The 15007-nt window shown below is 34.1% G+C and carries 21 protein-coding genes and 1 pseudogene; 13 read left to right on the top strand and 9 right to left on the bottom strand.

Annotated elements, in window-relative coordinates:
• The first annotated feature begins 15 nt into the window (after nucleotides 1–15).
• Nucleotides 16–1191, top strand: coding sequence for an MFS transporter (locus tag NSS74_RS18845; protein WP_340814064.1), 1176 nt, complete (start codon nucleotides 16–18; stop codon nucleotides 1189–1191).
• 617 nt (nucleotides 1192–1808) lie between these two features.
• Here NSS74_RS18845 and NSS74_RS18850 read toward each other — a convergent pair.
• Complete coding sequence (locus tag NSS74_RS18850) at nucleotides 1809–2090, bottom strand: barstar family protein (protein WP_159146309.1); 282 nt, start codon at nucleotides 2088–2090, stop codon at nucleotides 1809–1811.
• Nucleotides 2091–2247: 157 nt separating this feature from the next.
• Between NSS74_RS18850 and NSS74_RS18855 the strand changes: the two genes are divergently transcribed.
• On the top strand, nucleotides 2248–2589 hold the full coding sequence (locus NSS74_RS18855) for a YolD-like family protein (protein WP_159146308.1): 342 nt from the start codon (nucleotides 2248–2250) through the stop codon (nucleotides 2587–2589).
• A 294-nt stretch (nucleotides 2590–2883) separates the two neighbouring features.
• Here NSS74_RS18855 and NSS74_RS18860 read toward each other — a convergent pair.
• Nucleotides 2884–3128 (bottom strand): annotated as a pseudogene (locus tag NSS74_RS18860) (N-acetylmuramoyl-L-alanine amidase C-terminal domain-containing protein); the annotation flags it as partial.
• 97 nt (nucleotides 3129–3225) lie between these two features.
• On the opposite strand from NSS74_RS18860, the gene NSS74_RS18865 reads away from it, so the two are divergent.
• On the top strand, nucleotides 3226–3429 hold the full coding sequence (locus NSS74_RS18865; RefSeq protein ID WP_236571813.1) for a hypothetical protein: 204 nt from the start codon (nucleotides 3226–3228) through the stop codon (nucleotides 3427–3429).
• A gap of 12 nt (nucleotides 3430–3441) precedes the next feature.
• The gene (locus tag NSS74_RS18870; protein WP_340814065.1) at nucleotides 3442–3663 is read left to right on the top strand and encodes a hypothetical protein; all 222 of its coding nucleotides are present in this window, start codon (nucleotides 3442–3444) and stop codon (nucleotides 3661–3663) included.
• Between the two features lie 61 nt (nucleotides 3664–3724).
• Here the strand turns inward: NSS74_RS18870 and NSS74_RS18875 are convergent, their stop codons facing one another.
• Nucleotides 3725–4030 carry a hypothetical protein gene (locus NSS74_RS18875; protein WP_012260458.1) on the bottom strand — a complete coding sequence of 102 codons (306 nt, stop codon included), beginning with the start codon at nucleotides 4028–4030 and terminating at the stop codon, nucleotides 3725–3727.
• A 998-nt stretch (nucleotides 4031–5028) separates the two neighbouring features.
• On the opposite strand from NSS74_RS18875, the gene NSS74_RS18880 reads away from it, so the two are divergent.
• Nucleotides 5029–5352 (top strand): hypothetical protein, encoded by a 324-nt coding sequence (locus NSS74_RS18880; RefSeq protein ID WP_002064068.1) that lies wholly within the window; start codon nucleotides 5029–5031, stop codon nucleotides 5350–5352.
• Between the two features lie 119 nt (nucleotides 5353–5471).
• Here NSS74_RS18880 and NSS74_RS18885 read toward each other — a convergent pair whose 3' ends face one another.
• Nucleotides 5472–5930, bottom strand: a complete 459-nt coding sequence (locus NSS74_RS18885) for a putative iron-sulfur cluster-binding metallochaperone (RefSeq protein WP_000389113.1) — start codon at nucleotides 5928–5930, stop codon at nucleotides 5472–5474.
• A gap of 260 nt (nucleotides 5931–6190) precedes the next feature.
• Nucleotides 6191–6391: a hypothetical protein gene (locus NSS74_RS18890; protein ID WP_012260457.1), complete on the bottom strand. Its 201-nt coding sequence runs from the start codon at nucleotides 6389–6391 to the stop codon at nucleotides 6191–6193.
• Between the two features lie 286 nt (nucleotides 6392–6677).
• Here NSS74_RS18890 and NSS74_RS18895 point away from each other — a divergent pair, with 286 nt between their 5' ends.
• Both NSS74_RS18895 and NSS74_RS18900 read left to right on the top strand, forming a co-directional pair.
• Complete coding sequence (locus NSS74_RS18895) at nucleotides 6678–6779, top strand: YjcZ family sporulation protein (RefSeq protein ID WP_000505688.1); 102 nt, start codon at nucleotides 6678–6680, stop codon at nucleotides 6777–6779.
• Nucleotides 6780–7328: 549 nt separating this feature from the next.
• Nucleotides 7329–7877, top strand: coding sequence for a DUF4352 domain-containing protein (locus NSS74_RS18900; protein WP_340814066.1), 549 nt, complete (start codon nucleotides 7329–7331; stop codon nucleotides 7875–7877).
• 127 nt (nucleotides 7878–8004) lie between these two features.
• Here the strand turns inward: NSS74_RS18900 and NSS74_RS18905 are convergent, their stop codons facing one another.
• Complete coding sequence (locus NSS74_RS18905; protein WP_002140614.1) at nucleotides 8005–8241, bottom strand: hypothetical protein; 237 nt, start codon at nucleotides 8239–8241, stop codon at nucleotides 8005–8007.
• A 200-nt stretch (nucleotides 8242–8441) separates the two neighbouring features.
• Between NSS74_RS18905 and NSS74_RS18910 the strand changes: the two genes are divergently transcribed.
• The 4 genes from NSS74_RS18910 to NSS74_RS18925 all read left to right on the top strand — a co-directional run bounded on the left by NSS74_RS18910 (nucleotide 8442) and on the right by NSS74_RS18925 (nucleotide 10228).
• Complete coding sequence (locus NSS74_RS18910) at nucleotides 8442–8588, top strand: YjcZ family sporulation protein (protein ID WP_000540380.1); 147 nt, start codon at nucleotides 8442–8444, stop codon at nucleotides 8586–8588.
• Nucleotides 8589–8887: 299 nt separating this feature from the next.
• Nucleotides 8888–9229 (top strand): PadR family transcriptional regulator, encoded by a 342-nt coding sequence (locus tag NSS74_RS18915; protein ID WP_002064063.1) that lies wholly within the window; start codon nucleotides 8888–8890, stop codon nucleotides 9227–9229.
• Complete coding sequence (locus NSS74_RS18920) at nucleotides 9222–9704, top strand: hypothetical protein (RefSeq protein WP_033706476.1); 483 nt, start codon at nucleotides 9222–9224, stop codon at nucleotides 9702–9704. Before NSS74_RS18915 ends, NSS74_RS18920 begins: the two co-directional genes overlap by 8 nt.
• A complete protein-coding gene (locus NSS74_RS18925) occupies nucleotides 9701–10228 on the top strand; it encodes a permease (RefSeq protein ID WP_002087271.1) in 528 nt (175 codons plus the stop codon). The genes NSS74_RS18920 and NSS74_RS18925 overlap by 4 nt, the downstream gene beginning before the upstream one ends.
• 43 nt (nucleotides 10229–10271) lie before the next feature.
• On the opposite strand, the gene NSS74_RS18930 is transcribed toward NSS74_RS18925, so the two are convergent.
• Nucleotides 10272–11747, bottom strand: coding sequence for an MDR family MFS transporter (locus NSS74_RS18930; RefSeq protein ID WP_215588765.1), 1476 nt, complete (start codon nucleotides 11745–11747; stop codon nucleotides 10272–10274).
• 142 nt (nucleotides 11748–11889) lie between these two features.
• On the opposite strand from NSS74_RS18930, the gene NSS74_RS18935 reads away from it, so the two are divergent.
• Nucleotides 11890–12465, top strand: coding sequence for a TetR/AcrR family transcriptional regulator (locus tag NSS74_RS18935; protein ID WP_340814069.1), 576 nt, complete (start codon nucleotides 11890–11892; stop codon nucleotides 12463–12465).
• Nucleotides 12466–12515: 50 nt separating this feature from the next.
• On the opposite strand, the gene NSS74_RS18940 is transcribed toward NSS74_RS18935, so the two are convergent.
• Entirely contained in the window at nucleotides 12516–12860 is a 345-nt protein-coding gene (locus NSS74_RS18940) for a hypothetical protein (protein WP_233147363.1), read from the bottom strand.
• 169 nt (nucleotides 12861–13029) lie between these two features.
• On the opposite strand from NSS74_RS18940, the gene NSS74_RS18945 reads away from it, so the two are divergent.
• Nucleotides 13030–13917, top strand: a complete 888-nt coding sequence (locus tag NSS74_RS18945; RefSeq protein ID WP_063226605.1) for a DMT family transporter — start codon at nucleotides 13030–13032, stop codon at nucleotides 13915–13917.
• 224 nt (nucleotides 13918–14141) lie between these two features.
• Here NSS74_RS18945 and NSS74_RS18950 read toward each other — a convergent pair whose 3' ends face one another.
• Nucleotides 14142–14909 (bottom strand): TSUP family transporter, encoded by a 768-nt coding sequence (locus NSS74_RS18950; protein WP_088098742.1) that lies wholly within the window; start codon nucleotides 14907–14909, stop codon nucleotides 14142–14144.
• Nucleotides 14910–15007 lie beyond the last annotated feature (98 nt).

A 15007-nucleotide genomic window follows, 5' to 3' on the forward strand; every position in this document is an offset into this window, starting at 1 on the left:
TGGAGAGTTTTATAAATGAAAAAAGTAAATCCTTTACTTATTCTGACACTCGCAATAGGTGTGTTCGGAATTATTACTACCGAGATGGGTATTGTCGGCGTATTACCACAAATCACTGAAAAATTCGGAATTTCAACTACACAAGCTGGATTTTTAGTAAGTATATTTGCACTAGTTGTTGCTATTTCTGGTCCGTTTTTAATTCTGCTCGTCTCTAGTATTAATCGCAAAATAATTTTATTAACAGCAATTTTTGCATTTGTTATTTCAAATATAATCTACGCTTATACAACACAATTTGAAATCATGCTTATTTTTCGTATTTTACCGGCAGCACTTCATCCACTCTTCTTTTCAATCGCTCTTGTAACAGCTGCTAAACTTGTCCCTCCAGAAAAGAGCGGTCAAGCGGTTACAAAAGTTTTCATGGGAATTACTGTTGGCTTTGCTTTAGGTGTACCACTAACCTCTTACCTTGCAGACCAATTTTCACTCGAAATTGCTTTCTTATTCGGAGCGCTTGTTAACACTCTTGCATTCATTGGAATACTAATTCTACTTCCTTCTATGCCTGTTACAGAAAAAATGTCTTTCGGCAAACAAATTCGTATACTCGGCAAACCAGGATTATGGTTGAATATTTTAACCGTCACATTCCTTTTTGCAGCCATGTTTTCCGTATACAGCTACTTCGCTGAGTACCTTGCCAAAGTAACTTCCATGAATGGATCTCTCATCAGTATCATGCTATTCATATTTGGCATTATTATGATTTTAGGCAATCATTTATTTGGTAGTCTCCTGCAAAAAAGTATAGTAAATACAGTAATATTATTCCCTATCCTATATTCTATTGTTTACATATTGGTTTATTATTTAGGTTCCTACCTTGTTCCAATGATTTTTATCGTATTCATTTGGGGAATCGTACATGCTGGTGGATTAATTGTTGGTCAAACATGGTTAATAAGCGAAGCAAAAGAAGCGCCTGAATTTGGTAATAGCCTATTCGTTTCATTCTCAAATCTCGGAATTACTTTAGGAACAACTATTGGAGGCTGGTTCATTTCAAACTTAGGTATTCACCAACTTATTTGGAGCGGATTCATTTTCACACTACTCTCATTTCTATTAATTATAATAAAACTAAAATTTTTCAATTCTAATAGCCAGGCTTCATTATCAAGTTAGTACATTTTCAGTTTCAAATTTTATAAACTAAAAAGTATAATGATCAAAGCCTTTAGCCATAATTACGACTAAAGGCTTTTTTGTATATAAAGTGAAACTTTACTCAGTGGGGGGTTTTGTTCATCCCCCACTGAGTATTAGCCTTCACCAATCGGGCGTTTACGGGCCGCAGGGCTCCCACCTAACTTCTTTGCTCCAGCTGAATTTTGAGGTGGGAACCCTGCTGCCCACAAATAGCGGGATAAAAATAAATCTAAAAGGAGCTAATTTTATGGAACATAATCAAAATGGAGTACTTGCTTTAATTGTTTTGTTTTTAGGATTAGTGTTTTTTGTTAGTGGAATGGTTTATCATTTATGGGGTTCTTATTAATTTCAACTTTTAGAAAGATAAATAATTTAAAAACTAAAACGTGTATTGTAATTATCGATATGGCATATTTCCAAAAACAACTTAACATGGTAAAATAATATTCGGACGGGAGTCCAATATTATTAAAATTAAGATGGTTCAAGTCGGAGAAAGGCACCTTAGGGTGTCTTTTCTTTTTTGTTAATTAATAGCTTGTTCTCTTCTAGGTAACTCTTTAAAATATAAATTTTAATAAAAAAGACGCTCATGCAGGATCCTTTCTATCCTCTTCATTATAATCAAGAAGACACTCTTTCATTATTTTCGTATCTCTCGGTAACCTTTTTTCAAACTTTGACCATCCGTCGAAGATCATTTTGTTTGGCAAAGGACACACAAATCCTGTAATACAATCCCAAAAAGCATCCCAGTTTTCCACGTACAAATTAGGAAACTCAAGCTTCTCTTTAAGAAGTAAATGCAATTCTTTTGCATTATAAATATTGCTTACATCTATGACAATAATTGATTCATGTGCATTACTCAATTATATATATATAAATCATACTTAGTTAAATTGGGTTGATTTTATAAGGAGTCAAAAACCTCTAAATGTTTATTTTATAATTATATAAATAATCCTAACATCTCTAAAAATTGATATAATGATACAGTTATTAATAGCAATCAGGGAGATATACAGCATGAACTATACACATATGCCAAAAGAAATAGGAATGATTAAGCGGACTCCATTCACTTCAATACCGAAGAAATTCATCGGTATTGGTAAGATTGTTAAAAAACAAACAAAAGTGGAGCGCCCTACATTAACCCAAGACGAACAAGAAATTATTGAAAACAAGTTACTATGTTCATTTCTTTCTGAAGAGAAGGTATTGATTACTTATTATAGAGATGGTCATTTACTTACTAGATATGTGACTGTAACTGACATAAATCCGATAAAGAATTTAATAACTTGCACTGATGCATCTTATAACAGAGTTTTCCTTAAATTTATAGATGTAATTGATTTGAGATAAAAAACATACAGTTTTTCAAATATATCCAGGAATAAAAATGAAAGAATCTTGTATTCTAGGTTAAATACAGATAGAGAAAAAGTGTAAGTTCTTGTGAGAATTAGCAAGATAAAGGCTGTTTGTTTAGGTTTTGGACTGTCTGTTATGGTTATCGAATTTACAAATACAAAAGAGGAACAGAACACAATAGAGAAAGCTAAAGAAGCATTTAGATAATAGTTGAAAACGCCCGATTAAGGACGGCTTCAACTATTATCTAACTTTGATATATTCATACCACCATTTACCACCTGATCAAGTATCCACCCAACAAGTAATCTTATCTAACTCTGTATTAGGTAGGACATCGGTTTGGATATAACATAGTCCAGAAAGTGAATCAACATTAACGCTACCTTTTATTCCTCGTTCTGCCATAGCTTGAATAGCTTCATCTAAGGAGTTAGTATCGAATCCACCTGACTTAACGTATTGATATCCACATTAGAACCGCCGTTTCCTTCACAATTCCCAACAGTTTGTCCCGTTAGAGCGTATAGTCATACCCCCTCCTTATGGTAATTCCTTTTGTAAATCTTTTTATTTAAATGTATAATTGTATGAAAAGTTCTAAAACTTTGAATCGAGGTGAAAAGCATGAGAAGTTTTGGCTCATTAATGACCTCTACTATCTGCTCAATAATCCTTATAATTTGGAATGCCTATTCCTTCTATGATGGATTCACGATGGGACATACGTATTACTGGGTTAATGGCATCGCAGCTGTTATCTTCTTTCTATTCTTTATCGTAGACATGCGAGAGATCTGCAAGAAAAACTATAGAACCTCAGAACAATAGGAGTTGATACATATGTGGAAAAAAATTAAGGATTATAGATTGAGCTTAAAAGATTTAAAGTTCATGTTATGGCTGTTCGGTATTACATGCTTTATATACAGCTACAATTTCATTGTAGGACTTGCTTTTGTCCACAAATTCCAAGTTTATGATTTAGGTGGTGCTATAGCGACATTCGCCGCATTTATGGATACTAGAAATAGGATTAAAAATAAAAATTATAAAGCAGCTTAATATAAAAAGGATCCTTTGCGGTTTCCTTTTTTCTATGTAAAATAAAAAAGCATCGAATTCGCTACTTTAATTGTTTGTTGTTTGCTTCTATTTCTTCTTCATTAAATGATTTTTGTACATTTCTTTTTAAATACAATCCTTTATAAACAAGTTCCTTGAACTCTTTCATAGATAATGGATCATTCAATACTTCCCATAATCCTATCAATTCTGTATATTTAGGTGTCTCCGTAACATACTCGTGTGATTTAACTGTTTCGAAGTGTCTATGGAATTCCCAATGACATTCTTCGCATAAATAGTAGAACCCGGAACACCTGTCATTTACACTCAAACTATTTTCTGTTCTATGGTTTCCTAGCCCCATTGTTATTCCTCGCTTTCTACTTGTAAATTTCTATTTCGATTGAATATGCAATATTTCATATTTCATTATTGTAATATTTCTTTATTAACTATCATTTTCTAGTTCATCATTAATATCCATTGATAAATCAACGTTTGTAATTTAATTCCTTATATTAAACCCCGACAAGATACTTTTAAACACTTTATTCAAATAATTATATTGGAATTTCTTGTTCTACACATCTATACGTATTTTGTGTATTATATAGCAGAAGAGTAAGGTAAGAGTTACTCTTTGCCATTTTAGAAAAGGTTCTGTTGGAGACAACAGGACCTTTTTTGTTCGAATTTCAATAAAACAATTCTTAAATTCCATCTCATTGGAAATAACTATATAATGAAACTGATTAAATATTAGGAGTGCTATTAATGTCTGATATAATCCGTCTCTTAATTATCATGATGATTGCAACCTTTTTATTTTCTTCCATAATAATGGAGTTTAAAAACCTCAAAAAAGCATGTTTTGGTTCTCAATTGAAGTCTTGTCTCTCCTCGGAGTTTTACTGCTAATAAAGGAATTTTTTATCAATCATATAACATAGATCCCTGAATAAAATTCAATATTCCGTCAACACTGAAGACAACCGATTAAGTTACTTTCTCCTTGTTCCCCCTTGGAGAACCGAGCAGTTAGCTTTTGCTGACTGTTCTTTTGTTTGAAATTAAAATAGCGTTTTTGTTCCAAATGATGCCCTTATTCATTTGGACACATTTACCATTATTTTTACCAAAAAATTCATGATATCGTTAATTAGTCGAGTACGTCATTACTTGACGATTACCCTTAGGAGCCCCGCAGACAATCGGGGTTTCTTTTATTTAAATTCATTTTCTCTTTTAGGGTGATATAGTCCTTAAGATCTTGTTAAACCTGTGCAATTACGGTTAGAACTTCATTCTGTTTGACACATATCCCCAGGCTATCTGGACATGATAAAAGATGAGGTGACTGACATGAAGGATAAAATATTAGAATTAGTACCAGGATCGGTAAAAAAATTACTCCAGAAAAAAGTTAAAGATGGAAACCGATGCATCATTGATTTGGTTGTGGATGATGCAACTGCTTATGGATTTGAACCGGAGCAAGTAATCCCCTGTATCATGGCGGGTTATTATGTTTATGAATCTACCACCTATCCCAGTGAAATGGAAGAAGAATTGAAGCTAAACTTGGTTTTTCATGCGGCCAATCGCTCGGCAATGAAGCTTCTGTCTTATGGGAAGTATAAAGCGAAACAATCTGAAAGTGGATGGATGAGATATACAAATCCATAAGGTTTACTTAACATACCCTAACTGGCTTGGTGAGCATGAGGCAACGTCACATGCCCATCGACTTGAGATTTTGAAATACCCCAAAGTATTTTGGTGAAAAAAAGCAACATTTAAGTTCCTTATGACATTTTTCTAATATAAGTTGTAACATTGCCTAAACAACAACTACCTTGTGGATTGTTTACTTCACAACCACATCGATTTTCTCTTATGTTTTCGCGAATATGCTCTACTGGATTAGGAGTAAGTCCATTTTCTACATATTGTTTGATTTTTTCTTTTGTCCAATCAAAACAATAGCAAATTGGTGTAGTTGCTGAGTCATCTTTTTGATTTACAGCTACCTTTATGTCAGATACAAAGTATTTTTTATTATTCGTATCAAAATAGACTACATCACAATCTTCGTTTGAACAAAAATAGTGATTTTCTTTAGCATTTAATGTTTCTAATGCCGATGGTTTAAGCAATGATTTTAGTGTAATCAACTTTACATTCTTAGCTTTATTTTTACATGATGGACAATGACCATTATTTTCAATTTTTATTCCTTTAAGGTTACTACAACAATCTTCCATTATTCTCCCACCTTTACAATTTATTATTTTTATAAATATTCTTCTACTTTCTTTTCTGAATCTATTAAAGTTTCGATAATAAGATATTGCATCTGTCTCACCTCATATAAAGTATAACCCCTGTGCCATAGTACAGGGTCAAGGAAAGTATTATTTACTATATTATCGATTTACTTTCTTAAAATAAACTGTCATTATTCAATAAGTCTTTTTCAACAATATACTCCGATTGCGAAATTCTAAAACTACATTTAGGGCGATTAACCTTTATCACCTCGTAACTCTTTACTACAACGTTTTACAAAAAACGCTGTTATTAAAATAATATTTCCTATACTCAAAACAAGTAATTGATCGAGTGCAATCACATCACGAAAAATCCAACGAGAAACAAAACCGAAGCTAGACATGCACACACATATAAAACCAAAATAATTTAACCATCTATGTACATTTTTCATTCATCCCCCTCCTTAAACTTGCATTTTATCATTCCCTCCTGTTTTTAGGTGTGAGTGCTGGCTAGTCGTGTGGTGATACCCCTATATAGGGCTTTTTCTTTTTTCTCAATGTCCAATATTATTAAAATTAAGATGGTTCAAGTCGGAGAAAGGCACCTTAGGGTGTCTTTTCTTTATTTTCAAAAGGACCTGCTCAATTATTGCGTAAAAAACATAAAGTAAATTGAATCCGTTAAAATACATGAGTGACCCCTTGTTTTCCCCTCTTATTAAAGGAGGAACTATTATGGGATTTGGTGGTAGTTGTAGTAGTTGTGGCGGCGGCTTTGCTTTACTAGTTGTATTGTTTATTTTATTGATCATTGTTGGAGCTTCTTGCTTCTGCTAAAAAACTATCGGAAAAGACACTCTTATATGGGTGTCTTTTCTTTGTAATAAAAAGCTCTTCATCACTTTCGGTCTTTAGTGTGACATACAAATAATCCAGTTCCCCAAGCGCCCATATTCCACAGCCCCTTCTTTGTGCTTTTCTTTTCATTTATATTTCAATTTCAAATATAGTAGAAACTCATTACAAGGCTAGTTATATATACAATTATTATAGATAATATATACCTTTCACCACATGTATCATTCTGAATAATTAAAAACAACTATTGAGAATTCCATATAGACCCATTACTGGTTAAAATGTTATAATTAAACCATCTTACATAGTTACTCATGTTCAGGATGAGTAACTAACGTCTTATTAAGTAATGCGCATAACTTAAATAAACAAGACACTGCAAAGTGTCTTGTTTATTTACATCAAGTTTCCTTTTTATCCCAAAACCAATGTAACAAAATGTAACATTTAATACATATAAAGAAAAATATAGATTTATTAAATCATTATGGCACCCATGAAAGTACTTTTATTTTGGAGGAACACAATATGAACAAAAAGTTATTAACAACATTATTATGTAGCACATTCTTGTTTGGATTATCAGCTTGCAGTTCACATGATACATCTAGCAGGAACACGAAAAACGAACAGGAGACTTCTAAAGAAACAAAAAATGATGAACTTAGCAACAAGGATCCTCAAAAAGAACTTCCCACCCATGGAGATTCTTCTGATGTATACATATCAATACGCTCTGCCGATTCATTAGATGTTATAGGCAATGGAGAAGTTAAAGCACAAGGTGTATTTAAAGTATTAGACGTCGCAGTTTATAATCGTCACGAGGAACCCATTACACTAAATATCAATAACTTTAAATTAATTGACGGAACCGGAAGAGAATATCACATTTCTAATGAATCTCAATTAGTACTTAAAGCTGCAAATACTGCTACATTTAAATTTGGTGTTCTTAATCCTAATGAAAATTCGGAAGGGAACATTGTATTCGATGTTCCGAAAAATACGCAAGGATTAACTTTGAAAATTAATGGAGATATGCTGGGTGAAGGGATCGAGTTAAAGGTGGAATAGTCAAAGAAAATACAAACCACCTATCACAACTTATACTAACATAACAAAAAGTACAGCCTCTGTATTAACTACAGTAGACTGTACTTTTTCATTTGTGATTTTGTATAACTCACTATAACAGGATTCCTTAGTTCTTTTGAGAAGATGCTCTCCAATCACGAAAAGATGTTGGAAACCCAGAATGTCCACGTTGCTTTGTAACAACTGGTTTCTCTTGAAGAGTAGTTGATTTCTCTTCAGGAATAGTTGGTTTTTCTTCAAGAATACTCAAAGCTGTTTGCATTTTCTCCAGCTGTTCTTTTAAAGCTTGCTGCTCAATCTTTAAATCCGTAAGTAAACGTAATATCATCTCAGAATTAGCCATAACGATCTCCTTTCCCCCAATGCACAGAATAAAATACCATATGTAATAAGCGGAATACTCGTGACAAAAATAAGTTCGTCAACTCTTTTAAAATACCGAGTACTTTTATTTTTTCAAAAGGACCTGCTCAAGTTTATCCGTAAAAACATAAAGTGATATAAATCCATTAATATATGGACTTTATGGAAGGAGGAGTTAATATGGGCTATGGTGGTAGTTGTGGAGGCTATGGTGGTAGTTGTGGTGGAGGCTGTGGTTTTGGCGGTGGATTCGCCTTACTTGTTGTGCTCTTTATCTTATTAATCATCGTTGGAGCTAGCTGTTGGGGCGGCGGATTCGGCTGCTAATAAGAGGCACTCTTGAGAGTGTCTTTTTTTTATTTCTCAATATAGGGCTAACATATATATGTTACTATCAAAAGGCGAGATTCCCTAAGCGTAATATAGTAGTTTACCAACTATGAAAGCCACTGTCACAAGAAAACAGTAGGCTTTTATTTTGTTATTTAACAAGATTAAAACATGAATTGCCATTTCCCCTCAGTAACATTTTAAGATTGACATAGCACTTCATGCACCATATACTGTTAACAACAGTATACTGTCATTAACAGTATATATTCCAATTCATTCTAGGAGGTATATTCATGAAACATACAGGAAGACATACAGGTGCATTTCTTTTGTTATTTTTAGCAGAAGGTGATAACTATGGCGGGCAACTACTTCAGAAATGTGAAGAAGAACTTCCGGTCAATCCAATCGATAGTGCCATCCTTTACCGCACGCTGAAGAAATTAGAAAACGAAGGTGCGATTGAATCTTATGTAAGTACATCCGTTCCAGATAAGCCGAGAAAGATGTACAAAATTACTACAGCCGGAAAAGAACAATTAGCAGATTTTCAAATAGATATTGAGGAAAAAATGAAAAACTTAACCTTTTTCTTAAACAAATATAAAGACTTAAAGGAATCTAATCATGATTAATGGCGCTATCCTTTACACTTTGGCCATTATTCTTACAGGGATTTCTTTTATGAAGGATCGGAATAAAACGAAAGCTGCCCTATTAAAATCATGGAAAATATTTCGAAACCTCCTCCCTGCCATGCTCTCCATTATGCTTTTCGTTGGACTATCACTTTCTATCTTAACGCCGTCCTTCATCTCTTCCATCATTGGAGAACAGTCTGGATTTTTAGGTATTATTTATTCAGCACTACTCGGATCTGTGGCACTTATCCCAAGCTTTGTCGTGTTTCCTCTTGGTAATACGTTAGTACAGCACGGCGCAGGTCTTCCTCAAGTTGCGGCACTCATGTCTACACTAATGTCAGTAGGAATTACAACCTTGCCGATGGAACAAAAGATATTCGGACGAAGCTTTGCTTACGCCCGTAATGCATCTGCATTACTCATGTCACTCCTATTCTCATATATCATTTGGGTGGTGATGGTATGAAGGAACTAAAAAGATATCGCTTCTTTTTCATTTTGCTGATTGGACTTATCATTCTAACTTTTATAAACCAATCTTTAGGATGGAGCGCATTACAATTAACGGGGAATAGCATTTTAGATATGTTGTTTCTACTCCCCCCTGTCCTAATATTTGTAGGGTTACTTGATCAGTGGGTGAAGAAAGAAACGCTAATGAAATACATGGGAGAAAAGTCCGGTATATATGGAATATTATTCTCTCTATTATTAGGCGGCATTGCAGCTGGTCCCCTCTATGTTGCCTTTCCGATTGCAGCACTACTATTAAAAAAAGGCGCCAGCATTAGGTACATCGTATTTTTCTTAGGTGTTTGGACAACTGCGAAATTACCGATTATGGTCTATGAATTTTCTTCATTCGGAGCTACCTTTACGCTCATTCACATTTGCTTCGGTCTGTTGTTCTTCTACGTAATGGGCATTGTTTTTGAGAAATTTTATGATCAACGGCAGTTGTTGCAGTATGATATTACGAAAGAAATGTAAAAAGACATCTTTATCTTGTAAAGATGTCTTTTTAATATGAACCTTAATTTTCGTTCTGTAAAACCCTCGCTGCCTTTACTTCCTTTTTCTCTTCTTTTAAGAACAACGATACGATAAAAGCAATAATGATAAAGATTAACCCTAGTGTAAATGCACCTTGGAATCCAGATGTTAAACCATTTAACTTCTCTACTGGATCCATTGGATTTGCTGAGCTTTCCATATACTTAGTTGTTCCTGAAGACATTTTCGAAATAAAGATAGCCGTACCAATTGCGCCAGCTACTTGCTGTAACGTATTAAACAGTGCTGTTCCGTGCGGATATAAATCTGGTGTTAATTGATTTAAACCGTATGTTTGTGCTGTCATTACGAACATGAGTCCAACCATTAATACGCTATGCATGACAATAATTTGTACCATTGATGTATCAGGAGTAATGCCTTTAAATAAGAACATTGCAATCCCTACTAACACAATGCCGGGAACGATAACAACTTTCGGGCTAAATTTATCAAATAGTTTACCTGCGATTGGTCCCATTATGGCGCTAATAATACTTCCCGGAAGCATTATAATTCCTGATTTAAAGGCTGTAACGAGTAAAACTGTTTGCAGGAACATCGGTAATAAAGTCATCGTTGAAAATAACGACATCATCACAATGACGATTAATCCAACTGATATTGTAAACATCGGAACTTTAAATGCACGTAATTCTAAAATTGGATTCTCGATTTTTAATTGTCGCACTACAAAAATACATAGTGATATAAGCCCAACAATTAAGGCGCCATACACTTTCGGATCGGGCCACCCTAAATCACCTGATGCACTAAAGCTATATACAAGCCCGCCAAATCCTAATGTCGATAAAAGGATAGATGGATAATCTACTTTCGGTCTTGTTAACTCTGTAACATTTTTAATGTATTTCATTCCAATTACAATTGAAATGATCACGATAGGAATAACAATGTAGAATAACCAGCGCCAATTTAATGAATCAACGATTACTCCAGATAATGTAGGACCAATTGCTGGAGCTGACATCATCACAAGTGCGATTAATCCCATCGTGGCACCGCGCTTTTCAGGTGGACAAATAATTAAAATCGTATTCATTAATAACGGTGAAATTAACCCCGTCGCTACTGCTTGGACGATACGGCCGACTAATAAAACGGAAAATGTCGGTGCAAATCCCGCAATTAATGTACCGACTAAAAACGTTACCATAGCGATCAAAAACATTTGTCTCGTTGTGAGCCATTGCTGAAGTAACGCTGTAATCGGGACTAAAACCCCAACCACCAACATGTAAGCTGTAGAAAGCCATTGAATAGTTGAAGCTGTTACGTCAAATTCTTTCATTAATACCGTTAACGCATTACCAAGTAATGTTTCGTTTAATAATGCAACCATTGCCCCTAAAAGTAATGCAATTAAAATCGGGGTATGTTTCATATTAGAAGTATCAACTTTGCCACTTGCAGGGCTCTTAGTTGTTATATTCATGTATTGATTCTCCTCCTGTTTTTTACTTAAAAATATTTAAATACACCGGAACACATGTAATATAATATACATATGTAGATTAAAAAGGGAGAATCAATTTAAAGCCATTGTATATTTAATCTACAAAAAAGGAGAATTGTAGATGAACGATAGTGAAAAACAGCTTGATTTACGCATTAGACGTACACATAAATTACTATGGGATTCCTTATTTGAATTAATGACGCAATCAAAACAGAAATATAGTTCTATCACCATTAACCAAATATGTGATCGCGCGATGGTACACCGAACAACCTTTTATAAACATTTTGAAGATAAAGATGCTTTATTAGCATTTGGGTTTAAACGATATGGCGAGATGATTGCTGAAATACCGCTTTTAGATCGATTAAGTAAGCCATTTCAAGTGATGGAACAATTCCTACATCATGAAGAAATCGGTAAAATATTAGAGGCGCAAATGTCTGATGAGCAATTTATTAGCCGTATACATTATTTAAGTCACGAAACAAGAAAACAAGAAACAGAAGCGTTAAATCAGCTGTGCAAAAATCATACGATGCCAAATGATTTGATCATTGAATTTTATTCAGGGGCAATCACCTCATTAAGTGCGTGGTGGTTTAAAAATGAAAGAAGCGTTTCTGCTGCTGAAATGGACCAATATCTTCACCAACTTATTAACCGGGATATTTTTCAGTTTGAGGAAGAATAACTTCACCATCAAAAAAACGCCTATATGAAATAGGCGTTTTTTACATACTATTACTTACCGATTTTCTTCAAATCCGAACTTTCTATAATTGAACGAGAATATCCATCTTTCCCAACTCGCACCATAGCTCTTCCCAACTGCTCAGAAGTTATAACACTGCCGAATCTCTTCAAAAGAGAGTTCAACGGCTTCATCACATCATACATCAATTGATATGATTTCGTTTTTGATTTCACACCATTTGCCGGAATGATCAATCCTGGTCTAAACATATACGCGGCTTTAAAAGGTAAACGCAACAATTCATTTTCCGTTCTTCCCTTCACTCTCGCCCATATCGTACGTCCTGATTCTGTACTATCTGTGCCGCTACCAGATACGTAAATGAACGTCATGTTTGAATTTAACTTCGCTAATGTTTTTGCGGTAGATAACGTTAATTCGTACGTAACTATAGAATAAAACGTCGATAAATTTTTGTTCCAAATATTCAGAATTAATATTAAAATAAACAATGGGGATAGGGGTATGGAATCATAAATTATACATAACGAGGGACTAGAAATGAAAATACAATTAAAAGCTGATTTAATGCTACTACTAGTTACATTTTTTTGGGGTGCATCCATCCTACTTACAAAGCTTGGACTTGATGGCATAGAAGAATATAATTTAATCGCATTACGATTTATTATTGCCTTTCTTTTATCAGGTTTAATATTTTACAAACACTTATTCAAAGTCGATTTTAAAACTGTAAAATATGCTTTTATACTAGCTTCCGTTTTATTTATCGTTTACATTTTCGCGACATTCGGTACAAAGTATACTAGTGTCTCTAATGCTGGTTTCTTACTATGTCTCACAGTCATTTTCATTCCGATATTATCAGCTATATTTTTAAAACACATTCCTGAAAAGAAAGTTATATTAGGAATTGTGTTAACGATAATAGGAATTGGCTTATTAACATTAACTAGTGAATTCAAGATCGGTAACGGCGATATATTTTGCATACTATCTGCCTTATTTTATGCGATTCACGTCATCATTACTGGAAACGTAACAAAACATGTGAACTCGATTGCGCTCGGAGTCATACAACTCGGTTTCGTCGGCCTATTTAGTCTTATTTTTTCATTAGTGATGGAAACCCCAAAACTTCCTAGCACGATCAACTCATGGCTAATCATATTAGCCTTAAGCATATTTTGTACCGCAGTCGCTTTCATCGTGCAAGTTATCGCCCAGCAATACACTACGCCCACACATACAGGTCTTATCTTTTCATTAGAACCTGTCTTTTCCGCAGGATTTGCTTTCGTTTTCACAGGCGAAACGCTCACAGGGAAAGGGTACTTAGGGGCGACGCTTATACTGTTAAGTGTGTTGATTGCTGAGGTGGATTTTAAGGGGTTGTTGCGGGTTAATTATAAGAAGAATATAGAGTAAACATTTCACTATGCTCAATAAACATACCCCAGAAAAATATGAGTTTATATCATTCTCTTCATTTAGATTTTCTTTTAAATGAGACTTTTTTAGATGCTATCTTCGAATAAGGTAGCATCTAAAAAATGTTAAAAGAAATTTGCCCCTAGTATCTTCTTATATTTTATGTAGCCTTCATATTTGACCTTTTCTACGTTCTTTGAAGTGAAGATGTTCAAAATTACTTACTGAATATAGTCATACAGATTTTTCGCTAACAATAAACAAGTTACTGTAATGAAAAGAGCACGAACATACCCGCTTCCTTTTTTTATAGCAAATTTGGAGCCAACAATCCCTCCAGCAATTTGAGCAATCCCCATTATAAAACCATACACATAGTTTACTTGCCCTACATACATAAATATCAACAATGCACCAACATTACTTCCTAAATTAAGAAGCTTCGCATTACCTGCTGCTTTTAAAAAATCATACCCAATAAATAAAAGAGAAAACATTAAAAACGAACCTGTGCCAGGACCTAGAAATCCATCATAAAAACCAATAGCAAAAACAAAAAAAGTAAAGATAATGACGTGTCGACCAGACAATTTTTTATGAGTGGAAATACTCCCCCAATCCTTTTTGAATATCGTATAAATAGCAACCGCACCAAGCATGATCAGCATCAATGGCTTCAGTACTTCTGGGTTCATTAAATGAACGGTCCATGCCCCTATTATGGAACCTATGAAAGTGAGTGGAAATAATTTAAACGCCGATTTCAAATCAAGATTACCAGAACGATAAAACACAATATTACTAGTTGCACACCCCATTGTCGACGCTAGTTTATTCGTAGCTACTGCACTTGCTGGATTCAGTCCTGTAAATAATAAAGCGGGTAAGGCAATGAGTCCACCACCACCTACAACTGAATCAATAAATGCAGCTAAAAATCCAAAAGCAATCAAAATAATTAATACTGATGGGTCTAAATAAAAATCCATACTATTAACCTCCCCTTTAGTCACTATCCGAATAGTAACTAATAATTTGCTAAATGTAAACAGTTATTGTAACGTTGAAATATAAAAGCAAACATCGG

Origin of the sequence: Bacillus sp. FSL E2-8868, from assembly GCF_038005505.1 — a bacterium.
Taxonomy (GTDB): Bacteria; Bacillota; Bacilli; order Bacillales; family Bacillaceae_G; genus Bacillus_A; species Bacillus_A mycoides.